The organism is Coprococcus sp. AF99-45, assembly GCF_027663865.1.
Lineage (GTDB): Bacteria > Bacillota > Clostridia > Lachnospirales > Lachnospiraceae > Allocoprococcus > Allocoprococcus comes.
Genome location: NZ_JAQDGZ010000005.1, coordinates 1 through 23,572, shown reverse-complemented (window position 1 = coordinate 23,572; position 23,572 = coordinate 1). Strand labels below are relative to the sequence as shown.

The following is a 23,572-nucleotide window of genomic DNA, read 5'->3' as shown; positions in this document are numbered from 1 at the left end:
TGGCGATTCCGGTAATACCGGTGGCGATTCCGGTAATACCGGTGGCGGCACTGATTCCGGCAATACCGGCGGCTCAGATTCTGGCAATGGACAATAAGAATCTATCATCCAATTAGAAAAAGAGATCAGTGAATATTTGAAATTCACTGATCTCTCTTTTTTATCTATCAATCTGGTTTCTATTTCTGATATACGATCTTACCTTCAATCATCGTATAGTATACCATCGCATCGGTATCAAGTCCGAGTTTTCCTTTCATTACAATAATATCTGCATCTTTTCCTTCTTCCAGGCTTCCCAGACGGTCTTCTACGCCCAGCACTTTTGCAGCATTGATCGTAACCGTTCTTACTGCTCTCTCCTGTGCAAGTCCTTCACGCACTGCTTCTCCCACATGATGATACAGGGATTCTTCACTCAGAATCGGTGAATCAGTGATCATCGCCACATTCACCCCTCTGTCATCCAGCATTTTTACAGCTTCCACATCGATTTTTCTACGTTCTCCAGGGCTACGGTAAGTTGCAATCGGTCCGTAGCATATATCGCATCCGCTTTCCACGATTTCATCCAGATAATCGGTTGCTCCCCATGCATGTTCTAATGAGAAGTGTACGTTGTATTTTTTCGCAATCTCGATTGCTGTGAGCATATCATACTGTGTACAGTGGATCTTACATGGAATTTCTCCTTTTAAAGCCAGGCAAAGAGCTTCCATATCCGGATCATACTCCACTTCTTTATTCTGTTCTTTGTCTTCCATGTATTTCTTTGCTTTTGCAAAGGTATCATCCAGAACCTTAGCGATTCCCATTCTTGTCATCGGAAGTCTTCTCTGATCTCCGTATGTATTTTTCGGATTACCGCCAAGAGCAATCTTTACAGCACATGGAGATTTGATTGTCATATCAAACACATTGTTTCCATAAGTTTTAAGTGCAAACGGAAGTCCGCAAAATACATTTCCGCTTCCCGGAGTCAGAAGCATGGTTGTGATTCCGTGCTCATAAGCTACTTTAAATTCTCTTGCTTTTGGATTTGTTCCAAAACGTGCATCAACAGAAAGAGTAACCGGATTTGTCATCTCATTGGCATCGTCTACACCCGGATCCACATTGAAATCAAATAATCCGATGTGAGAATGTGCATCGATAAGTCCCGGAAGAACATAATATCCTTCTGCCTCAATGAGCTTATCTCCATCCTCTAAGCAGTCTTCACTGATATGTTCTGCTACTTCTTTGATCTTTGTTCCTTCGACGAGAATATCCCCCTGAAAGATGCCCTTATCCTCTGTCATTGTATACAAAATACCATTTTTGATTAATGTCTGCATTACGATAATACCACCTTTCCATTTATCATACAAAACTGTACGTGTGCCGCATAAGATTTTACAGGATGATCACTGTAAATTGTGATGTCCGCGTCTTTTCCAACTTCGATACTTCCGATCTGATCTGCAACACCAAGCATCTCGGCTGGCTGGATCGTCATCATTTTTACTACATCCTCGGCATCGATTCCTGCACGATATACTTCGATTGCACTCCAGATGAATACTTCTCTACCTTCAGAAGCACCTTTGCATGTGTTTGTAAATGCGATGCGGTTTCCGTTTTCTACCAGTTCTTTTAATCTGGAAAGGTCGATTTCATGTTTGGAAATCTGTGACAGATTGCTGAAATTACCAAAGATAATTCCAACTTTCTTTTCTTTCAGTTCTTCAATCGCATCGCCGAATTCAAATCCATCTACGATTGTAAGCTGGATATCTTCATCTTTCAGAAGCTCCATAAGACACTGAATCTCACCTGCAGTTTCTGCAGCGATGACAAATGGCATCTGATATTTCTTCAAAAGGTCATCTTTTCTGATTGCTTCTTTGAGCAAATGGAAAATTCCCATTCTTGTTTTCGGCATCTGGTTACTTGCACCATATACATCCTTAACGGTTGAGCATACGCTCCCCTTCATTGCTGCGTGCTCTTTTACAATACGGTTTGCCATATGATCCGGAGCTGTCTTACACACTGTAATCTGTCCTCCGATCACATTGCTGTGATCCGGTGAAAATCCAACAGATGTAATTCCTGATTTGTAGAATTCCTGTGCATTCACTTCATCTGGATCGATGGCATACTTCACGCTCAGATCCGGATTGATTACATTTGTAGTTTCTGCATTATCTCTGTAACGAGTCGGAATCCCCATAGCTCCGATAGAAGAATGTGGATCGATGAAACCAGGGAAAACTTGTTTTCCGGTTGCATCGATAATTTCTGCATCCGCTTCGCAAATATTCTTTTCGATTTTCTTAATCTTTTTCCCCTCGATTAAGATATCATAGTTTTCGAGCACTTCACCCGTTCCGGTATGAATGGTTCCATTTTTAATTACATACATAATCATTTCTCCATTTACTTTTATTTTTTACCTTAAAGTGCCATAGAGGTTTTGCAACCTCTATGACATTTTTGTTTAATTTATATCTCTAAAAGACATACTATTTTTCAATATAAACCTTTGAGAAATCAACCTGACCAACTGTAGAAACGAAGTAGTTCTTCACATATTTCTTAACAAATGTAGGTGCTTCTTCAACATAAGTAGGTTCGATCAGTCCTGACTTAACAACCAGTTCTTCTGCCTGCAGATAAAGCTCTGCCTTCTTCTGGTCATCAACTTCAAATTTTGCTTCATTCAGAAGTTCCTGATATTTCTTAGGATCTTCTCCAGACCATCCTGTCTTTTCTGCGTTGAAATATCCATTATCCGGATCGAATAACTGAAGAAGAGCACTTGGTTCATTGTAGTATGGTCCCCAGCCGCCTGTTGCGATATCGTAATCACCGGCGTCAATCTTATCCCACATGATGTTCCATTCCATCATATCGATTTCGATATTGATTCCAAGAACGCTTTCCCACTGCTGTTTCATCCATTCAGCAATCTTTTTAGATACTTCAGATGTACCACGGCTTGCATAACGGATTGTCACTTTTGACGGGTCTGGATCTTTACCAAGTTCTTTTAACCCTTCAATAAGTAAAGCTTTCGGATCTTTGATTTCATCCTGAAGTTCCTGAACGAAATGGTTCTTTCCGCCAACTAATTCTGTGTATGTTTTTTCCCCAACCTGAATGGTATCTGGCATCATAGAATAAATCGGAACACCTTTTCCATTACGAAGAGTATCGATCATTTCCTGACGGTCATAAGCTACTGATAAAGCCTGTCTGATCTTTTCATTGCACAGATATTCGTTTGCTGCATTCAGCATGAAGAATTCCGGTGCACTATCCGGAACCTGATAAGATTCAGATTCTCCCTGTTCTTCGATAGTCTTTCCCCAGTTTGCATCCGTTGTACCGATCACATCCAGTTCACCGTTGATATAAGACTGAACTGCAGTACCTGATTCCTGAATGATCTTGCTATTGATCTTGTCAAGCTTCACATCGTCGGCTCCCCAGTACTGATCATTTCTTACCAATACCATCTCTGTATTCTGACTCCAGCTTTCAATCTTGAAAGGTCCGTTAAATACAGTCTTTGTTTCTGATGTTGCATAGTCGCTTCCGAGTTTTTCATACATTGCTTTGTTTACCGGATAAGCTGATGAGGAAACCAGTTCCAGGAAGTAAGATGCCGGGTGGATAATTTTGATTTCCAGTGTATCTTCATCAATGGCATGTACACCGATTTCTTCCGGTTTCTTTCCCTGATCGTAAAGAGCTTCTGAGAAGTTCTCGATAATTCCATCAAACAGCCATGCATTTGTTGCTGCAACGGATGGAGTTGCCATCTTCTGGAAAGTAAATTCAAAGTCATTTGCAGTTACTTTCGTTCCATCGCTCCACTTCGCATCTTTGTTCATGTGGAAAGTATAAGTAAGTCCATCTTCACTGATATCCCAGCTCTCTGCTGCAGCAGGCACGATTTTATAGGTATTTCCTTCCTGAGTTACTCTTTTAACGAGTGGATCCAATACCATGTTAAATGCTGAGTTATCCGGGCCAGTTGTGTTGATCAGCGGGTTCAGTCCGACAACCACACTGTTGTTGGAGATATTCAGAACCTGTTCTGTTTTTCCGTCAGAACTAGCTTTTTTGTCATCTCCGCCACATCCGGCAAGACAGCTGACTGCCATTGCTACTGCGAGTCCCATCGCTAATGTTTTTCTTTTTTTCATAGTCTTCCTCCTTTATATCCAGCAAGATTACTCTTGCGGGTGATCTTCCATCAACTCTTTTGCTCTATGACAAGCTACAAAGTGTTCCGGTTTGAGTTCTTCAAGCTGCGGTGTCTCCTGATGACATTTTTCTGTTGCATATCTGCATCTCGTCACAAATCTGCATCCAGGTTTTGGATTAACCGGGCTTGGGATCTCTCCCTCGAGTCGAATTCTCTTCTTCTGTTCTTCTGTGTCCGGATCCGGGATCGGAATCGCTGCCATCAACGCTTTTGTATATGGATGAAGTGGATTCTGATATAATTCATCACTCTCTGCAAATTCAACCATATTTCCCAGATACATTACACCGACACGGTCTGAAATATGTTTTACCATAGACAGGTCATGTGCGATAAAGAGATAGGTCAGGTTTTTCTTCTGCTGAAGTTCGATCAGCAGGTTGACAACCTGTGCCTGAATGGAAACGTCAAGAGCTGAAATCGGCTCATCGCAAACGATGAATTCTGGTTCGATAGCAAGTGCTCTTGCGATTCCAATACGCTGTCTTTGTCCGCCTGAGAATTCATGAGGGAAACGAAGCGCATGTTCTCGGTTAAGTCCGACCAGTTCCAGTAATTCATAAATCTTTTCCTGGCGTTCTTTTCCGGTATAAAGCTTGTGAATGTCAATTCCTTCCCCGATGATGTCACCGACTGTCATTCTCGGATTCAGTGAAGAATATGGATCCTGGAAAATAATCTGAGCTCTCTTTGTAAACTCTTTCTTTTCATTTTTATTCAGTTTATTAATATCAACTCCGTCAAAAAGAACTTCACCGCCTGTAGCCTTGTAAAGCCCCATAACTGTCTTTCCACAGGTTGTTTTACCACAGCCGGATTCTCCTACGATTCCAAGAGTCTCACCTTTATAGATCTTAAAGTTTACCCCATCCACTGCCTTCAGTGTCTGGTTTCTTCCAACCTGAAAATATTTCTTCAGGTCTTTCACTTCGATCAGTACTTCTTTTTTATCCATGGTTACTGTCTCCTCCTTATCATATTCTCAGGAAGATTGCTCACATCCGCTCTTGGATCATGAAGCCAGCAGTTGCATTCCTGTGTATCACTGAATTTTGTAAGCTCCGGATATTTCTTTCTGCAGATATTCATTCCATACTCACAACGCGGAGCAAAAGAACATCCAACCGGCGGATTGATAAGATCCGGCGGCGTTCCTTTTAAGGAATATAATGTTTCTTTGTTTGTAGAATGAATCTTCGGAACGGAATCCAGAAGAGCTCTCGTATAAGGATGTGTAGACTGATAGAAAATCTCTCGTACATCACCACGTTCTACAATTTTTCCTGCATACATCACCTGAATCTTATCTGCAACACTCGCTACAACACCTAAGTCATGGGTTACGAGGATCATCGCCATATCCAGTTCTTTTTGCAGTTCTCCGATCAGTTCCATAATCTGTGCCTGAATGGTTACGTCCAGAGCAGTTGTCGGCTCATCCGCAATCAGGATCTCCGGTTTACATGCAAGTGCGATTGCGATCATCGCTCTCTGTCTCATACCGCCTGAAAATTCAAACGGATACTGTTTCATTCGTTTTTCTGCATTTGGTATTTTAACCAGCTGCAGCATTTCTAAAGCTTCTTTATATGCTTCTTCTTTAGAAATCTGTCTATGAATCAGAATACTTTCTGCAATCTGATCTCCGATCTTCATGGTCGGATTCAGTGAAGTCATTGGATCCTGGAAAATCATTGAAATCTTGCTTCCTCGAATGGAAACCATTTCATTTTCTGACTTTTTCAGAAGATCTTCCCCGTGGAACAATACTTCAGAGTTTTCACCTATTATTGTGTTCGATTCTGGAAGCAATCGCATGATTGCTTTTGAAGATACTGTCTTACCACAGCCAGACTCTCCTACAATCGCAAGAGTTTCTCCTTTATGCAGATTAAAATCAATTCCTCTTACTGCATGTGAGATTCCGGCATAGGTCTTGAAAGATACCTCCAGGTTTTTCACTTCCAGTATTTTTTCTTTCATCTTGTAGTTCCCCCTTTTATTTTCTCAGCTTCGGATCCAATGCATCTGAAAGTCCATCACCGATCAGATGGAAAGTCAGCATTGTAAGTACGATCATCAGACATGGGAAGAACAATTCATGTGGGTAAAACATAAGCTGCTGCTGTCCTGCTGATGCAAGTGCTCCCCAGCTGGTTTCCGGTGGTCTTACTCCAAGTCCGATATAACTTAAGAAAGCCTCACTGAAAATAAATCCCGGAACTGACATCGTGATATCAACCATAATAATTCCAAGTGTATTCGGAAGAAGATGTTTGACAATAATACGTCCGGTTGATGCACCAAGTGCTGTTGCTGCCTGCACATAATCCTGTTCCTTGATCTGAAGGATCTGTCCTCTTACCATACGCGCGGTTCCTACCCACGCGGTAAGGCTCATTGCAAAAACAAGGGAGAACATACTTCTTCCAAGTACCATGGATAAAATTACTACAATGATCAGATATGGCAGGTTTCCGATAAATTCGCAGATACGCATGATGATGTCATCTACCAGTCCGCCTTTTAATCCTGCCAGCGCTCCAAGAAGTGCTCCGATCACAAACATTACCAATGTACAACATAAACCAATATAAATTGAAATACGTCCACCTACACAGACACGGGTAAAGAGATCTCTTCCCATATCATCTGTACCAAACCAGTGTGCACTGCTTGGTCCCTGATTCTTGATCGACGCATCGATCAGCTGATAATCCTGTCCTGTGACCATTGGTCCGATAAACAGGAGCACTACGATCAGGCCTAATAATATAAGACCAAATATTGCAAGTTTGTTTTCCCTGAATCTTCTCCAGACATCCGCCCAATAGGTCAGGGATTTCTCTCCGATATCTTCACCAGATAATCCTTCCGTCCCAACACGTTTAAAATCATCTGATTCATTCCATTCTTCTGTCATTACTACCTCTTTTGTACTCATCAGAAGCCCTCCTATTTCTTACCTTTTGCAACTCGGATTCTCGGATCGACGATTCCATACAGAATGTCTACTACAATCAGCGAGCCAACGAACAAAATAGCAAAGAAAATTGTAAGACCGATTACCATCGTATAATCATTATCCGAAACTGCTTTTACATAGTAGAATCCAAGTCCCGGAATCGCAAACATACGTTCAAGGATGAATGATCCTGCAAAAATTCCTGCCAGAGAAGGTCCGATCATAGTAATGATAGGAAGCATTGCATTTCTCAAAACATGTTTCCGTACAACTCTCTTCTTTGTACATCCCTTTGCTTTTGCTGTAATAATATAATCTTCTCCGATAACAGATAAGGTACTGCTTCTCATATATTTTGTATAAGATGCGATACCGCCGATCGCATATGCGGCAACCGGAAGAATATAATGTTTCATTTGTCCCCAGCCGAATACCGGCACCAGTTTCCACTTAAATGCCAGAAAATACTGCAATACAGATGCAAATACGAAACTAGGAACACAAATAGCTAATACAACGAGTACCCTTATGACATGATCCACCGGTTTTCCCCTGTTAAGAGCCGCTACCATTCCAAGACATATACCAATCGTTGTCTGGAAGAGTAGTCCCAACAAACCTATCTTCGCTGATACCAGCGTATTGTTTTTAATAATGTCATTTGCTGACTGACCGGTATAAATAATAGATTCTCCGAAGTCTCCTGTTGTAAGAAGATTCTTCATATAAGTTGTATACCGTTTTACTACCGGCTGATCGAGTCCGTATTTCTCACGGATAATCTGCTGTGCCTGTTCAGGCATCTGACCAACCTTCGCAGCGATCGGATCTCCGGGAGCACCTGCTACCAAGAAAAATGTCGCTGTCGTAATCAAGAACAATGTCAAAACAGCATATGCCAGCCTTTTCCCAATAAATTTAACCATACCTTCAGTTCCTTTCTCCTTTTTTCTTTTGATTTTCATACAGAACATGCGGGACAACCATGTAGTGTAATTCTATCTCTTTACAGATATCTTCGACTGTCCCTTTATGAAACAGATCCAAAATTCTCTGATGATTGATGTGGACCACATCAAATGGTACCAGAGTTTTTGTATCCATCGTATAATATGCCGCCGTATTCCCTCCTTCCAGTATTTTCCAGATTCTATGAAGTTTTTCACTGTGTGCGGTCTTCACAATACATTCATGGAACTGTTCATCGAATTTTATAACATCATACAGATTTTTCTGATTGGCCGCTTTCTCCATGGAAAGAACAAGCTTCTGCATCTCTTCATCCTGTTCTTTGCTGATCTCTCCCCCGCACATCTGCACTGCCAGTTTCTCAAGCGTAGACTGGATCAGGTATGTTTCCTGCATCTCTTCATAAGTCATCGTCTTTACTACGCAGCCTTTCTGCGCTTCATATACAACCAACCCTTCTTCTTCAATCTGCCTGAGAGCTTCTCTTAAGGGACCTCTGCTGACTTTCAGCTCTTCTGCTACTTTTGCCTCTATAATTCGTTCTCCCGGTTTGATCTCTCCTGATAAAATCTTATGTCTTAAAATTTCAACTACTTGCTCTCTTAATGTTTTACGTATTATCATTTTGTCTTCCTTTTCACAATTTTTTAGAGTTCATAGGCTTATTTAATAATGTTACTACGATAAGTCTACATCATTTTGTGCAGAATGTCAAATGTAAACATTTGTTATTCTGCATTTTCTTCTATAAAAAACAAAAATCTTGCAAGAATGTTAAATATTTCTCACAAGATTTTTGTTTTTTTATAATATCTTTCACTTATTTCAGTACCAGTTTTGCTGCTCCGCAGATTCCTGCATCATTTGCAAGTTCTGCGAGTGCAAATTCTGTATCTTTGTCTGCAAAGAATGCCATTTCTTTAAATGGACCTTTGATGTAATCCAGCAGAACCTCTCCGGCTTTTGATACCCCTCCGCCGATTACGATAACCGCCGGATCACAGGCAGCTGCAAGGTTCGCCAGCGCATGTCCCAGATACTTTCCAAATTCAGTTGCGATTTCGATTGCAACTTCGTCTCCGGCTTTCACTGCATCAAACACTTCTTTCGCAGACATCTCTGCCACATTTCTGAGGGTACTTGGTTTCTCATCTTTTGCAAGACGCATATTGGCAAGTCTTGTGATTCCTGTTGCAGAAGCATACTGTTCCAGACAGCCTTTCTTTCCACATCCACAGGTTTCTGTCTCCTGGTAGTTTACACACAAATGACCGATCTCTCCGCCAGCACCGTGTGCCCCTACAAGGCACTTTCCATCCACGATGATTCCACCGCCAACACCGGTTCCAAGGGTAACCATAATAACATTCTTGTGGCCTTTTCCGCCACCTTTCCACATCTCACCAAGCGCAGCTACATTTGCATCATTCCCCGGAATCACTTTCATTCCGTCAAGAAGCTCTTCCAGTTCACGTGTCACTTCTTTGTATCCCCATCCGAGATTTGCTGTATTCTGAACAATTCCATCCTCGGTTACCGGTGCCGGAAGCCCCATTCCAAGTCCGATGATCTGTTCCTTCACCAGTTTCTTTTCTGCCATCTTTGCTTTCACTGCCTGCGCAATATCCGGGAGGATTGCTTCTCCCTGGTTCTCCGTACGTGTCTTAATCTCCCATTTGTCAAGAAGCTCTCCGTCTTCCTGAAAAAGTCCCATCTTTACTGTCGTTCCGCCTATATCGATACCAAAACAATATTTCATCTGTCTCCTGCTCCTTACATATTCTTTTTTAGATTTTCCTGTACCCGGCGGTACAGCTCCTGAGCTGCGTTATAGCCCATTTGTTTCTGTCTGTGGTTGACTGCCGCTGATTCTACGATAATGGCAACATTACGTCCCGGGCGGATTGGAATACTGTGGCATACAACCTTATTACCAAGAAATTCTGTATACTCCTCAGTAAGTCCAAGCCTGTCGTACTCGCGATCCTTGTTCCAGTCCTCAAGCGTAATGACGAGATCAATATTTTGTGTCTCTCTTACACTCTGCACACCAAACAGCGTCTTTACGTCAATGATACCAATTCCGCGAAGTTCAATAAAATGGCGGGTAATATCCGGTGCTGTACCAACAAGAGTATCATCACTGACCTTCCGGATCTCCACCACATCATCTGTTACCAGACGATGGCCTCGCTTGATCAGCTCCAGTGCCGCCTCACTTTTACCGATACCGCTGTCTCCCATGATCAGAACACCGACTCCATAGCAGTCCACCAGTACCCCGTGAATTGAAATACACGGTGCCAGTTCCACTTTCATCCAGCGGATCAGTTCTGCTGAAAAGGAAGAAGTCTGTTTATCCGTAATAAATACCGGAATATTGTTCTTCACTGCTTTCTCCAGAAATTCCGGATCCGGCTGCAGATTTCTGCAGAAAATAAAGCATGGAATCCCATACTCAAGCAGTGTATCATATATTTTCATCTTATGCTCATATTCCAGTGTCTGCAGATAAGTGTACTCTACATATCCGATAAGCTGAATCCGTTCGCAATCAAAATGATCAAAAAATCCGGCGAGCTGAAGTGCCGGACGGTTAATATCCGGAATTTTTACTTCCCGCTGTGTCATATCGACATCCGGAGTAAGATTTCTAAGTTCCATCTTCTCTACGATTTTTGTTAATGTAACTCCCATAGTCCTGTCTCCTTTTATTGTTCTTCCATCAGAGTAGCTTCTGTACCTTCCTTTTCGCTTCCTCTGAAAAAATTATACACGCTTTTTGCCGATTTTTCATCCATTGATGGAATTTTTTTCAAATCTTCCACCTCTGCATTCTTAATCTCATCCAGGCTGGCAAATGTCCGCATCAGTGCTTTCCTTCTCGCAGGTCCGATTCCCGGAATATCATCCAGGATCGAATGCACTTGTCCCTGACTACGCAGTTTCCGGTGAAATTCTATAGCAAATCTGTGTGCCTCATCCTGCACTCTTGTGATCAGCCGAAACCCTTCGGAATTGCGGTCGATCGGAATCTCGATATTCTGATAGTAGAGTCCTCTCGTCCGATGGTGGTCATCTTTGACCATACCGCATACCGGAATGGATAAATGAAGTTCATCCAGTACTTCCAGTGCTATATTAACCTGTCCTTTTCCACCATCCATCATGATCAGATCCGGAAAAACATTAAAACTTCCCAGCTCTTTCCCGCTTTTCTGTTCCTCCAGACCATGCCGGAATCTTCTGGTGAGGACCTCACGCATACTTGCATAATCATCCGCCCCCTGCACACCCTTGATGTGGAACTTACGATAATCGTTTCGTTTCGGTTTGCCCCTCTCATAAACGATCATCGACCCTACCGAGGCAAATCCATTGGTATTGGAAATATCATACGCCTCCATACGCACCAGGTTATTAAGACCAAGCAACTTTTCTATTTCTTTTACTGCACCGATCGTTCTTCCTTCTTCACGCTTGATACGTTCCTTATCTTTTTCCAGTACCATCTTTGCATTCTTCGCCGCAAGCTCAACAAGCTTTTCTTTTTCCCCTTTTTTCGGGATACGGAAATGAACCTTATGCCCACGTTTTTCTCCAAGCCATGCTTCCAGGATCTCCCGCTCTTCCGGTTCCACCGGAAGCATCAGTTCGCCCGGAATATATGGCGTTCCGGCATAAAACTGCTTGATAAAGCTGGAGAGGATCTCTGCATTTTCATCTCCCTGGGCAATCCGCAGATAAAAATGATCTCTGCCGATCAGACGACCATTGCGGATAAAGAATACCTGTACCACCGCATCCTCATGCTCTCTTGCAAGAGCCACAATATCCCGGTCCTCGCCCCCTGTATCGGTAATCTTCTGCTTCTGTGCAATCTGCTTCACGCTGTGCAGAAGCTCCCGGTATTCAATTGCTTTCTCAAATTCCAGATCATCCGATGCCTCCTGCATCTTTTTCTCCAGATCCTTTAAGATTCTATCATAATTTCCTCCCAGGAATTTGAGTACTTCATCAACCGACTCTCTGTATTTTTCCTGCGAAATATACCCCTGACACGGTGCATCGCACTGCTTGATATGATGATAGAGACAGCATCTTTCTTTCCCGATATCGCGCGGAAGGATGCGGTTACAGCTACGCAGACGGTAAAGCTTCCGGATCAGTTCGATCGTATCTTTTACCGCCGTCACACTGGTATAAGGGCCGAAATACTTTGACTTGTCCTTCTTCATCTGCCTTGCCATCATAATCCTTGGATATGCTTCGCCGGTTGTCACTTTGATAAATGGATAACTCTTATCATCCATCAGCATCGTATTGTACTTTGGCCGGTGTTCCTTGATCAGATTGCATTCCAGAACCAGTGCTTCCAGTTCCGAATCCGTCACGATATACTCAAACCGGGTGATATGCGTCACCATCTGGTCAATCTTGGCCCCCCGATTCCTGCTCGGCTGAAAATACTGTCTGACACGGTTCTTCAGGCTGATCGCCTTTCCAACATAAATGATCTCGTCCTTTTCCCCATGCATCAGATAGACTCCCGGTTTCCCAGGAAGTTTTTTAAGTTCGTCTTCAATAATAAATGTCTGATTTTCCATAGTCACATTATACCTTGCTTCCTGCAGACAATACAAGTCATTCTTTCAAAAGAATCTACAGAAAAAAAGAGGTTCCAGAACCTATTGTTCTGAAACCTCTGCATCTTCTGTTATTTTAGACTAGTCACGCTTCTGCGGAAGGATGAATCCGTCTTCATCTTTTTCTACTTTCTTCTGCGTTTCTTTCTCTTCCTGCTGTGCAGCTTCGGTATCTGCCTCTTTCTTCGGCATCTCGATCGTCTGCTCTTTTACAGGATTCTCTTCTTTCTTTTCTTCCGGTTCCGGAATTCCTTCACATCTGCGGTAAATCTTCATGAATTCTTTTCCGGTGATCGTCTCTTTCTCAATCAGGAATCCGGCGATCTGATCCATCGTTTCACGATGCTCGGAAAGCATTCTCTTCGCTTCTGCATATGCTCCCTTCAGCATCTTCATAACTTCCTGATCGATTTCTGCCGCGGTTGCCTCTCCGCAGTTCATAACAGCTCTTCCGTCCAGATAACGGTTCTGGATAGATTCCAGTCCGATAAGTCCGAATTTTTCAGACATACCATACTGTGTTACCATCGCTCTTGCGATCTTGGTTGCCTGCTCAATATCGTTCGATGCTCCGGTTGTAACTGTGTCAAACACCAGTTCCTCTGCTGCACGTCCTGCAAGGGCTGTCACCAGCATTGCTTCCAGCTCAGCCTTGGTATTCAGGAACTTTTCTTCCTCCGGTGTCTGCATCACATAACCGAGTGCACCCATGGTTCTAGGAACGATTGTAATCTTCTGTACCGGTTCTGCGTCCTTCTGAAGGGCAGTTACCAGTGCATGACCGACTTCATGGTATGATACGATACGGCGTTCTTTCTGGCTCATGATACGGTCTTTCTTCTCTTTACCCACAAGAACGACCTCAACAGCCTCAAAAAGGTCTGCCTGGGATACAACATTTCTTCCTTTTTTTACTGCATTGATCGCAGCCTCGTTGATCATATTGGCAAGATCAGAACCGACTGCCCCGGAAGTTGCAAGTGCAATCTCTTCCAGATTGACTGTCTCATCCATCTTAACATCTTTGGCATGTACTTTCAGGACATCAATACGTCCCTTGAGATCTGGCTTATCTACGATGATACGCCTGTCAAATCTTCCCGGACGGAGAAGCGCCGGATCCAGGATTTCCGGACGGTTCGTTGCCGCAAGAAGCAGAAGACCTTTATTACTGTCAAATCCATCCATCTCTGCAAGGAGCTGATTCAGTGTCTGTTCTCTTTCATCATTGCCACCAAGCTGTGAATCTCTGCTTTTTCCGATCGCATCGATCTCATCGATAAAAATAATACACGGCGCCATCTGCTGTGCCTGCTTAAAGAGGTCACGTACTCTTGACGCTCCGACACCGACATACATCTCAACAAATGCAGAACCCGAAAGAGAGAAGAACGGTACTTTTGCTTCTCCGGCAACTGCTTTTGCAAGAAGTGTCTTACCGGTTCCGGGAGGACCTACAAGAAGTGCTCCCTTCGGAAGCTTCGCTCCGATTCCGGTGTATTTGCCAGGGTTATGCAGGAAATCGACTACTTCCTGCAAGGATTCTTTTGCTTCATCCTGACCGGCTACATCCTTAAATGTGACTCCGGTAGATTTTTCCACATACATCTTGGCATTGCTCTTTCCAACGCCCATCATGCCGCCACCCTTTGTCATACGGCGCATCAGCATCACGCCCAGACCGATCATGATCACAAGCGGAACAATGTTGACCAGAAGATTCATCACCATATAAGATGTAGAATCCGGTATCTTCTGTTCATACTCAACACCTGCTTTATACAGTCTGTCCGAAAGGGTATCATCCTTCACAATACCGGTATAATACTGCTTCCTTGTCACATTACTGAACAGACCTGTACTGTCATCGCTGCTGTCCTTACTGCTGCTGTCGTTGTTATCTGCTACAGAACCTTCGACCACATCGCTCTCAGAAGCGCCTTTTTTCTTGCTGTTCTTCATCTCAGCTTCTGTCTTCGCTGTGATCACAATCTTGTCATCCTCGATCACAACTTTCTTAACTTCCCCGGAATCTACCATGTTCAGGAACTGATCATAGGTAATCTCCCGGGCATCTGTGTCTTCCCGGAACTGATACAGCGCAAATACGATAAACGAGATCAGCATAACGGTAAATAATATAACATTCCATCTTTGGCGGTTATTTTTATTATTCGGGTTATTATTTCCCGGAAGATTCTGCTTATTTCTATTATTCTGGTTATCCATACCTACCTCCTAAGTGTCGTCCTCTCTATTATAAGTAGGCGTTTTTTAGAAATCAATGAAAAATTTACTCAAACCCTGTTTTTTAATTATTATTTTATACTTTATTCATTTTCTACACAGTGTATTTAGTATGTATAGGTGTGCTTTTCGCTATTCACACATATTTTTAGTATCATTTCAGTATCAAAAAACGGGTGGTTATGCGCCACCCGTTTAGTCTCTGTCTCTTATTCCTAATTCCCGTTCTGCCCAGCGCAACGCCTCACGCTCAACTTCGCTCTCCCAGGTCCTTTGAAACTGTCTCACTCCGACATGGTGAATCGGTGCGGCACTCAAATATACCTCATAATATCCCCGGAATACATTGCAGCGTTTTGGCATCCGCAGCGCCCGTAACGCTTTCGCTTCGGTCTGCCGAACTCTTTCAATACTCACTCCCTGCTGTTCTCCTATTTCTCGCAGAGTATTCCCATCTACATATCTGGATCGGATCACTCCACTCTGCTGATCGGGCAAATTGTCAACCATTTCCCACAACTCCCGGCTCATACGATCATGGTCAAATTTTCTGGCCACTTCCTCTTCCAGATCTTCCCCGGATACAACTGCATCTTCCAGAAATACATCTTCGCTATCTTTCATTGGTTGACTCAGGCTTTGTATTTGCCTCATTTGAACAGTTTCTTTTATGCTGTCAAGTTCTTCTCTGCCTATTCCCATTAACGAGCGGATTTCAGCGTCTGACGGACTTGCACCATATCTTTTTTGGTATTCTGCCACAATCTTCTTGTATTTTCTGGCTGACTGCTGCCGATGTACCGGTATGCGAATACAGTTCCCGGAGTTCTCAATATATCGTTGCATTCCTTGCCGGATATAAAACGCAGCATAATTGATAAACGGGACTCCCTGATCTGGGTTATAATGTCTGACAGCTTCACACAATGCCAAATACCCTTCCTGTTTTAGATCATCCATTTCAGCATAACCGGAATATTTCACCGCTATCATACCAATAAACCTTTGATTTTGTTTCCATAGCTGCAGCATATTGGCAGCAGTATCTTCTCCGGCTCTGATCCGAATGACAAGTTGTTCGTTTGACATAATAGCACCTCCACATAGAAAAACACCCAGACACGCATTGAGCGCGCCCAGGTGCCTTAATCACAGATTATACTGTTGCAAATTCCCGATAACAAATAGCTTTCTTTTTATTGTCCAAGACAAATGCATCATAAACAATACGCCCTTCAACCAGGCTTCCGCTAATTCCCGGTGGATCCTGATGCGTTTTGTAGCTCTCCAGTTTGACCGGTGCTACTGTCGCACACGGATGTGCAATCATAAAGCCAAATTTTTCCGGTAATCTCTTTGCTGAAACCTTTAGAACATCCATCCCGTCAATGTTTCCAACAAAACCAATCTTTTTCTTGTCCTCGTCCAAAACTGCATTGATCATTTCTTGATAACGTCCGTTGTTGTCCTTACAGGTTTTCATTCTGAGCAGAGTTGCCGGAGTAACGACAAGAATACGCCCTGTTTCCGGTACGTCCGCTTCATCCAGCGCAGCACCATCTTCAAAAATTGCGTCATAGATATTTTCTTCTGCACCAAGTGCTTCTGGTTTGATTCCCGCACCTGCGCACATCTTTCCAAGTACATAGGTATCAACTTCCGGAATTACAACTTCCCTCATCTGGCGGGCGAGAGCTGACGCCGCTTCCAGTGTATCCCCTGTTTCATCTTCATCAAGCCTATCAATCGCAAAAGTGAATGATCTGTCTTTTGAAAGCGTCATTGTCTGGGTTACTGCGTTTAATTCCTCAATTGTTCCATACCGACTCGCGAGCTGCGTATTGTTTCCCTTCTGGATCCGTCCGTAGTCCTGCATTGATCCGGTTGAGATCTTGTAAACCTTAACCGTTTTTGCGCCGGAAAAACTAAAATCTGTATTTGTAAGATATTCCTTCTTACTTTCTTCAGTGAACTGCTCGTCAACATACGGCAGATACTTTTCTACTAATTCAATCGCCATTATTTTCTCTTCTTTCCTTTCAGTCCCATAGCTGCTCGTATCTCATCACCAGATGCTTTCCGCGAGCCTGATCCGTTTGTATTTCCTGCGGTGCAGGTGTTTATTCGATAGGTCCCGGCATTAGATTCATGCGCTTTCTTCTGTCCGAAATACGAACTAATAAGGTTTATACTACTTTCCATTTTTTCTTTGCTGCTACAGTCAACAAGTGGCAGTAAGTCTTTCGGTATCCCTGCATCCGCAAGCTTTTCCCTTGCATCTAGGCGCATTTCTCTTTGATTGAGTGCATTTTCTCGCTCTGTAAAATCGCCATGATCTGCCGTATTCTTTGCCCTTGCCAGTCTCTCGCTGACTATACGGTTCACCTCGTCCTGAGTAAATGTTTTTCCCTGCTGGTTCTGATCCTGCTGCTGTGCCTGATCGCCCTGCTGGTTCTGATCGGTCACATTCTGGCCTGCCATGTTCTGATTGTCCATGTATAAATCCTTTCCCCGTTTAACGTCCGGTCGACTGTCTGTAAATAAAATGTTAGGTAGACGATACGCAAATAAAAAAAGGTATGGAAACACTGAACGCAATTTTGAGTTGAGTCATTCCCATACCTTATAGGTTTACCGGTTGAAGATATAGAACCGGCGGTACTATTTATTCTATTTGCTCTAAAACAATTATATCAAATATCGCCACCCCATGCAATGTTAAAATATGTCAATATCCTCTGACCATTTCTCGTGCTTCATCCGTAGTTCATTTTGATTTTATATTAAAATAATTCAAAGAGTTCCCCTATTTTGGGGAGCACTCTAAAATCAATCATTATTCTGTTTTCTCGGTGTCCCTCCGGAGTTCGGCATAAGCCTTTTTATATCGTCCCTCTTTATTCCTGGATACTCTCCAGGATTTCATCACCGGAGAGAGCAGCCGGATCACACCGGCAAGCTCTTCATCTGTATTATACGATATCTTAATTTTTATCATCGTTGTCCCTCTCAATCACAACAAGAAGTTTATCTTCACCTTCTGCGAAAAACGTACAAACACGGGCAGACCAAATTTCTTTCGGTATCCGGTCGAAGCGTTTAAACGCTCCTATATATTCCGCATCCATAGTGTTTCCGCTCTCTGTTGGCTTAATTTCTGTTACCTTATCAACTTTTACCACTGTGTTATATCCCATTGTTAAAAATATCTGACTGAATCTCATTTTATTGCTCTCCTTTTCTTTATGCTGCCGTCCCGTTCCGATGTTGGCGCACCATTCCGGGAAGGGCAGCAGTTATTTCGTGTTGTTTTGTGAACGTTCGCTATTTATTTTTGGTAAATGTTCGATTTCTCGCACATGTCATGTCAGCCGATTTCCCGCCGTCTGCTTCCAGTATTGGAGTACTATTCACAGAAAGGCGGAATATCTGTTAGCACTCTTTTATCTGTCTTTTCTTTTTTTTGCTCTTTCTATACGTTTTCCACTAATCATACCAGCTCTGAACGCAATGTACGCCGCCGAAATCGGATCTTCTTCATTTATTAGGTGTGTCACATACTTCCTTTGTGTATCATCCAATAAATTATTCAATGCCTGAAATGTTCTCTTGTCAAATATGCGATACTTAAATACCTTTTCAAGTAGCTTCACTGATTCCACTATACCTTCCGGCGCATTCTTCAGCAGCTCCTTCCGTCTTTCACAATCTCCGCTTAAATATGCCGTTGCTGTCATCAAACAGGTCTCATACATATCATTATCTTCATTCAAAACAAGTAGTTCTTTTTCTCTGTCGTAAAACATTGTCAATGTCCCTATTTTAGAATCATCTCTCCATGACTTCAAAAAATTATGTACTTGTCCCATTGTTAAGTCGGCAATACTGCATTTTGCTATTTTTAACTCTTCATTTATTACTTCATAACTCATAATATCACTTGTCCTTTCTTATCAATCCATGCTATTATGTAGGCGTATCCTTTCCAAATGCGCCCGCCCGTGCATTAAGGGTATACAACGGGGTGACTGTTTCAGGCAGTCCCCTATTTTTTGTGTTAATCCTTATAAACAGTTCCACCAATGCGGAGGAAGTTAAATCCTTTTGATCCTGGCGGTGCATATCGTGCCGGTCTTTCATAGCCAATGCACTCTCTCAACTGTTCCGCAGTGTCCTGCAGCTCTTCCAGAGCGTCAAGCCTTGTTTCTATTCCCTCTAAGGCATCTGCTATTCTGGTGAGCTGGTCTATTGCTTCTTGTTGCATTCTTCTCTTCTCCTTTCTGTGTGTAAATACTCACAGGTCACTTAGTGCACATATTTCTAAATTCATATACATATGTATATATTGCATATAAAAAGACATTATATAGTTTCTTTATACTCATATATTTCTATATTCTTAAAATATAAATATAAGTGCTCTAAATGCTCTTGTCCCTGTCCACAAGCACTTTAAAACTTTTTAATACATGTCTATATCCTTTTTCTCATTTAGTGCTTATTACCTATATTTTATTTTCTTTATATATTATTGTGGACATTGAGTACATATAGGCAATTTTCGCCTATTTTGCAACATTTTCTATGTCCACAAGGTCGCCCTAAATCTGTACACATCCATGTCCTCAGCTAACTATTTTCACTTTGAAAAGGAAATTCTAACTGATCTGCTTCCTCTTCTATGGGATGAAATCCATCGTCCTCGTGTACATCTCTGTCCCAAGCTCTTTGTTTTCCATACTTCGAAAACCTCAATTGCCGATCACTCGATGGGTGTTTATGCCAACCATTTATTGAATTATTCATAATTTGGCTGATTTCCCTGAGTTCCCACCCTGCTGGTTCTCTGAAATAGTTTTCAGAAAAGGCTTCCTTAAAAATCATTCTTGTACATACATGCGTATAATTACATCTATCAAGCCAATTTTGAATGATTCCAACCTTAGGATCTTCCGGGGCATATTCTTGTTGCACTTTTACCAGTTCCTGCTGCATCCACTCTGGGATCATTAACTTATAGTCATCCTTTCGGTATATATCCATTGCCTCAGCCCAGCATTGAAGAACAAATACCCTTGTCTCATTCTCATCCTTTAATGGGTGCCTCTCTGCAGCCTTACTATTTATCGCAATTGGTATAAAGCGCCTATTTCCGGTCCTATCGTTTGGTAAAAAGTCAGTGTTATTCGTTGTACCTATGAAAACACATTGCCTCGGAATATCTTGTGTATACCTATCATACGGCGTCCTATAGGTGTCAATTGTTCTACTTAAAAAAGATTTAATTGCTTCCACTGTTTTCGTGTTAGAGGTTGCCAACATTTCTGAAAACTCTACAATCCAATGCCCCTGAAGTTTACCGCTAATTTCCTTATCATCTAAACTCCGGATATCATCCGTAAACCACATATCATTTATAGCCAAGATCCTCGCCAGTGATGATTTACCACCTCCCTGAATCGGTTCTACAATACAAATCATCAAATCAAACTTTGCCCCTGGCTTATACACTCTATTTATCGCCCCGAGCATAAAAAGCTTCGTTGCTTCTTCGATGTATTCACTTCGATCAGCTCCCAAATATCTCGGGAACAACTCTTTGATTCGTTTTTCTCCATCCCAAACAAGATTATCAAGAAGCTCTCTAACCGGATGATATTCATTCTGATGCGCCAGCACATTGATCGCTTTTGTTATCCCCTTTTCAGTAGTTAAAGAATATTGATCATCTAAATAAAGGCATATATTGTCAATATCAACATCTGACAAGGCAATACTGGAACGTTTCCACCATGCATTCAATACCTCTATTTTATTGGTGAACATATTATATCGAAACATTCCTTTTGTACGCTGATCAGACTGCAACGCTTTAACACAATTTGACATGGTCTGCCTAACTGTACCTTTCTGCGTCAATGAAAGTTCAAGGCCTTCGCAAGACTGCCCCACCTCTTCGCCTTCTGTTGTTCCGCTTCTTGCTGTTTCCGTGATTCACTCACTCCCTTCTTATCTGTGTCCTGTTTCGCATACCATTCAGATACGCGCTTCATTTCCTGATCGTGCTTGTGGTTATATTCCGACACGATACAGGTATAGTAATCTCTGGCTTTACTGCATCCAAGAATTTCCAATCTCCTGATCACATCATCAGCAAATCCCGGGCAGGTTATGTCATAGCCGTAAATCTTCAAAAAGAAATTCTTATCAAGATGCATACCAGGCTTTAGGCTGTCAAGTAATTCTCTCCTACTTGCCATCTGCTGCCACTCCGAAAAATCTTTCCTGCAGATAGGCAGCAGGAACCTTTCCTTGTACTGTCAAGAATCCCTTGCCGCGCAGTTCCTCGTTCATGATCCTGATAAACTGATAGGCTTTTGATTCTCCTACTCCGAGGATCTCTTGAACATCCTTCACGTTATACATTAGTCTCGCCATAATAACACTCCTTTCTCTCCATCGATCTGATACGCCCGCCCAACGTCTTAATCTTCGATTATTTCTGTTACATCAACGCCAAGAGCTTTGGCAATCTTGCCCGCTGTCTCTGGTTTCAACGAATATCCGCCTGCCGCTCTGCACAGGGTTCCTTTTGGAATTCCCTCTGCCATAAGCTCTTTCTGTCCCTTGCAGGCTCTTGCTTTTGCAAGATCATATTTTTGTCTATCCAGCTTCATTTTTTCACCTCCCTCAAAAGTGTTCCATTTGGTTCTTTTCAACTTTACAATAACACCATACGGAACATTTTGCAATAACTTTTTCAAAAAAATGTTCCATTCGGTTATTTTTATGGTAATATACAAATGAGGAGGTGAATGTATGGAACCAACATTAGGAGAAAAAATCAAAACATATAGAAAAAAAATGGGATTGACACAAGAGGAACTTTCTAAAGAAGCCGGTTTATCTAAAATGACTATACGACGATATGAAACGGATCAACGAATTCCTTCCATTATAACCGCTTCCAGCATAGCTTTTGCCCTCAAAATACCAGTGACCGCCTTGATTGGAAATGAGGAAAATAATTGGCCCGAGTTTTCCGATAAGCCTATAACCCCGCGCCAAACTGCAGAACAATATGTAAATACTGATCTCATGGGGCATATAAGCCGATTATTTAATGAACTTAACGCTGAAGGAAAGTCAAAAGCTATTGAGCAGGTAACAATGCTAACCAAAATACCGGAATATCAAAAAGAGTCTTTGGAAGAATCCAAGTAATTCCCGGAATAACTAAATATAAGTATCCCGCACGTCCGAAAACCGGACGCACAACTAAGGTCGTATTTTGCGACTATTGGCAGAACTTCCACCTATCTGATACGCCCGCCAGCGTCAGGAAGGAAGAATATAGAAATGCCAACGTATAAGGACGAAAAGACCGGATCTTGGTACTGTAAATTCTATTACACAGACTGGACCGGCAAGAAGAAACAGAAATTAAAACGGGGATTCAAGCTGCAGCGTGACGCAAAAGACTGGGAACGGCTCTTTCTGGAAGAATTTGCCAATGCTCCAGACATTACCTTTCGGACGCTCTGCCAGAAGTACAAGAACTTCAAAGAGAACCGGGTGAGACCGTCAACACTGCAGAGTCAACTCAATACGATAGAACTGCATATGCTTCCGTATTTTGACCGGAAAGTAATTGCAGAGATCACACCTGCAGATATTGTTGACTGGCAGAATCATCTGCTCAAAAAGGGATTTACGGCAGCCTATACCCGGCAGATCAACGCTACTCTAGGGATGCTTTTCAAATTTGCGGTTGATTATCTGGGACTTGCCCGCAATCCGGTCAAATCAAAGATCTGCAAGCCTGCACCAAAAAAGGTAAACTTCTGGACACCGGAAGAATACAAGTGTTTCTCTGATGCAATTCGGGATAATATTGAGCTATTCACAGCTTTTGAGATCCTGTTTTACACCGGCATGAGAAAAGGGGAACTCCTGGCACTTACTCCGGGAGATGTTGATTTTCAAGAAAAGAAGATTACGATCAACAAAACATTGGCATATGTAGACGGCAAATACACCATACAGCCACCCAAGACACCGAAAAGCAACCGGATCATAGATATACCGCAATTTCTTCTGGATGAAATTAAAGACTACATGGCGAAGATCTACGGTATGGATCCAGATGACCGGCTTTTCTCCCGGTCCCGTGTGTGGCTCGGTGAAGCACTCACAAGAGTATGCAAGAAGATCGACTTGCGCCCGATCAGAGTGCATGATCTCCGGCACTCTCATGCCAGTCTGCTGATTAACCTTGGCGCGAATCCGCTTATGATCGCGGAACGTTTGGGGCATGATGATGTAAAAATGACTATGAACACATATTCTCATCTGTTCCAGTCTCACCGGGAAGAAATTATTGAAAAATTGGAAAAAATAAAATTTTAGTATCATTTTAGTATCATAGGCAATTATATACAGCGTTTTTACTGGATTTGTGGCTATTTTCTATCAATAAAAAATTTA

Annotated in this window: 25 protein-coding genes; 2 read left to right on the top strand and 23 right to left on the bottom strand. The window is 42.4% G+C overall.

Annotated features, from left to right (window positions below):
• Positions 1-179: 179 nt before the first annotated feature.
• From PGR14_RS05525 to PGR14_RS05415, 23 genes are all read right to left on the bottom strand, one after another.
• Entirely contained in the window at positions 180-1,337 is a 1,158-nt protein-coding gene (locus PGR14_RS05525; RefSeq protein ID WP_008374474.1) for an amidohydrolase family protein, read from the bottom strand.
• The gene (locus PGR14_RS05520) at positions 1,337-2,407 is read right to left on the bottom strand and encodes an amidohydrolase family protein (protein WP_055246734.1); all 1,071 of its coding nucleotides are present in this window, start codon (positions 2,405-2,407) and stop codon (positions 1,337-1,339) included. The genes PGR14_RS05525 and PGR14_RS05520 overlap by 1 nt, the downstream gene beginning before the upstream one ends.
• Positions 2,408-2,507: 100 nt before the next feature.
• Entirely contained in the window at positions 2,508-4,196 is a 1,689-nt protein-coding gene (locus PGR14_RS05515) for a peptide ABC transporter substrate-binding protein (RefSeq protein WP_008374467.1), read from the bottom strand.
• Positions 4,197-4,223: 27 nt separating this feature from the next.
• Positions 4,224-5,213, bottom strand: coding sequence for an ABC transporter ATP-binding protein (locus tag PGR14_RS05510; RefSeq protein WP_022220293.1), 990 nt, complete (start codon positions 5,211-5,213; stop codon positions 4,224-4,226).
• 2 nt (positions 5,214-5,215) lie between these two features.
• A complete protein-coding gene (locus PGR14_RS05505) occupies positions 5,216-6,241 on the bottom strand; it encodes an ABC transporter ATP-binding protein (protein ID WP_022220294.1) in 1,026 nt (341 codons plus the stop codon).
• Positions 6,242-6,257: 16 nt separating this feature from the next.
• Positions 6,258-7,202 carry an ABC transporter permease gene (locus PGR14_RS05500; RefSeq protein ID WP_008374461.1) on the bottom strand — a complete coding sequence of 315 codons (945 nt, stop codon included), beginning with the start codon at positions 7,200-7,202 and terminating at the stop codon, positions 6,258-6,260.
• Between the two features lie 11 nt (positions 7,203-7,213).
• Complete coding sequence (locus tag PGR14_RS05495) at positions 7,214-8,149, bottom strand: ABC transporter permease (protein WP_044999327.1); 936 nt, start codon at positions 8,147-8,149, stop codon at positions 7,214-7,216.
• 4 nt (positions 8,150-8,153) lie between these two features.
• Positions 8,154-8,816 carry a GntR family transcriptional regulator gene (locus PGR14_RS05490; RefSeq protein ID WP_008374458.1) on the bottom strand — a complete coding sequence of 221 codons (663 nt, stop codon included), beginning with the start codon at positions 8,814-8,816 and terminating at the stop codon, positions 8,154-8,156.
• 196 nt (positions 8,817-9,012) lie between these two features.
• Positions 9,013-9,951: an ROK family glucokinase gene (locus tag PGR14_RS05485; protein WP_008374456.1), complete on the bottom strand. Its 939-nt coding sequence runs from the start codon at positions 9,949-9,951 to the stop codon at positions 9,013-9,015.
• Between the two features lie 14 nt (positions 9,952-9,965).
• A complete protein-coding gene (hprK, locus tag PGR14_RS05480; RefSeq protein ID WP_008374454.1) occupies positions 9,966-10,889 on the bottom strand; it encodes an HPr(Ser) kinase/phosphatase in 924 nt (307 codons plus the stop codon).
• Between the two features lie 14 nt (positions 10,890-10,903).
• The gene (uvrC, locus tag PGR14_RS05475; RefSeq protein ID WP_055297542.1) at positions 10,904-12,799 is read right to left on the bottom strand and encodes an excinuclease ABC subunit UvrC; all 1,896 of its coding nucleotides are present in this window, start codon (positions 12,797-12,799) and stop codon (positions 10,904-10,906) included.
• Between the two features lie 120 nt (positions 12,800-12,919).
• Positions 12,920-15,067: an ATP-dependent zinc metalloprotease FtsH gene (ftsH, locus tag PGR14_RS05470; protein ID WP_055297541.1), complete on the bottom strand. Its 2,148-nt coding sequence runs from the start codon at positions 15,065-15,067 to the stop codon at positions 12,920-12,922.
• 213 nt (positions 15,068-15,280) lie between these two features.
• Positions 15,281-16,174 (bottom strand): sigma-70 family RNA polymerase sigma factor, encoded by an 894-nt coding sequence (locus PGR14_RS05465; RefSeq protein WP_270223118.1) that lies wholly within the window; start codon positions 16,172-16,174, stop codon positions 15,281-15,283.
• 67 nt (positions 16,175-16,241) lie between these two features.
• On the bottom strand, positions 16,242-17,105 hold the full coding sequence (locus PGR14_RS05460) for a hypothetical protein (RefSeq protein ID WP_270223116.1): 864 nt from the start codon (positions 17,103-17,105) through the stop codon (positions 16,242-16,244).
• Complete coding sequence (locus tag PGR14_RS05455; RefSeq protein WP_270223115.1) at positions 17,105-17,581, bottom strand: hypothetical protein; 477 nt, start codon at positions 17,579-17,581, stop codon at positions 17,105-17,107. The genes PGR14_RS05460 and PGR14_RS05455 overlap by 1 nt, the downstream gene beginning before the upstream one ends.
• A gap of 340 nt (positions 17,582-17,921) precedes the next feature.
• Positions 17,922-18,083, bottom strand: a complete 162-nt coding sequence (locus PGR14_RS05450) for a hypothetical protein (protein WP_270223114.1) — start codon at positions 18,081-18,083, stop codon at positions 17,922-17,924.
• Positions 18,070-18,309 (bottom strand): hypothetical protein, encoded by a 240-nt coding sequence (locus PGR14_RS05445; protein ID WP_270223113.1) that lies wholly within the window; start codon positions 18,307-18,309, stop codon positions 18,070-18,072. Before PGR14_RS05445 ends, PGR14_RS05450 begins: the two co-directional genes overlap by 14 nt.
• 219 nt (positions 18,310-18,528) lie before the next feature.
• Positions 18,529-19,017, bottom strand: a complete 489-nt coding sequence (locus PGR14_RS05440; protein WP_270223112.1) for a hypothetical protein — start codon at positions 19,015-19,017, stop codon at positions 18,529-18,531.
• A 125-nt stretch (positions 19,018-19,142) separates the two neighbouring features.
• Positions 19,143-19,349: a hypothetical protein gene (locus PGR14_RS05435; RefSeq protein WP_055156942.1), complete on the bottom strand. Its 207-nt coding sequence runs from the start codon at positions 19,347-19,349 to the stop codon at positions 19,143-19,145.
• 365 nt (positions 19,350-19,714) lie between these two features.
• Entirely contained in the window at positions 19,715-21,037 is a 1,323-nt protein-coding gene (locus tag PGR14_RS05430; protein WP_270223110.1) for a virulence-associated E family protein, read from the bottom strand.
• Positions 21,001-21,345, bottom strand: coding sequence for a hypothetical protein (locus PGR14_RS05425; protein WP_270223109.1), 345 nt, complete (start codon positions 21,343-21,345; stop codon positions 21,001-21,003). Before PGR14_RS05425 ends, PGR14_RS05430 begins: the two co-directional genes overlap by 37 nt.
• Positions 21,335-21,523 (bottom strand): hypothetical protein, encoded by a 189-nt coding sequence (locus PGR14_RS05420; RefSeq protein ID WP_118198553.1) that lies wholly within the window; start codon positions 21,521-21,523, stop codon positions 21,335-21,337. Before PGR14_RS05420 ends, PGR14_RS05425 begins: the two co-directional genes overlap by 11 nt.
• A 47-nt stretch (positions 21,524-21,570) precedes the next feature.
• Positions 21,571-21,762: a hypothetical protein gene (locus tag PGR14_RS05415; RefSeq protein WP_055156932.1), complete on the bottom strand. Its 192-nt coding sequence runs from the start codon at positions 21,760-21,762 to the stop codon at positions 21,571-21,573.
• Positions 21,763-21,904: 142 nt separating this feature from the next.
• On the opposite strand from PGR14_RS05415, the gene PGR14_RS05410 reads away from it, so the two are divergent.
• Positions 21,905-22,309 carry a helix-turn-helix transcriptional regulator gene (locus PGR14_RS05410; protein WP_270223108.1) on the top strand — a complete coding sequence of 135 codons (405 nt, stop codon included), beginning with the start codon at positions 21,905-21,907 and terminating at the stop codon, positions 22,307-22,309.
• Positions 22,310-22,444: 135 nt separating this feature from the next.
• Positions 22,445-23,494 (top strand): site-specific integrase, encoded by a 1,050-nt coding sequence (locus PGR14_RS05405; protein ID WP_270223107.1) that lies wholly within the window; start codon positions 22,445-22,447, stop codon positions 23,492-23,494.
• The last annotated feature ends 78 nt before the right edge of the window (positions 23,495-23,572 follow it).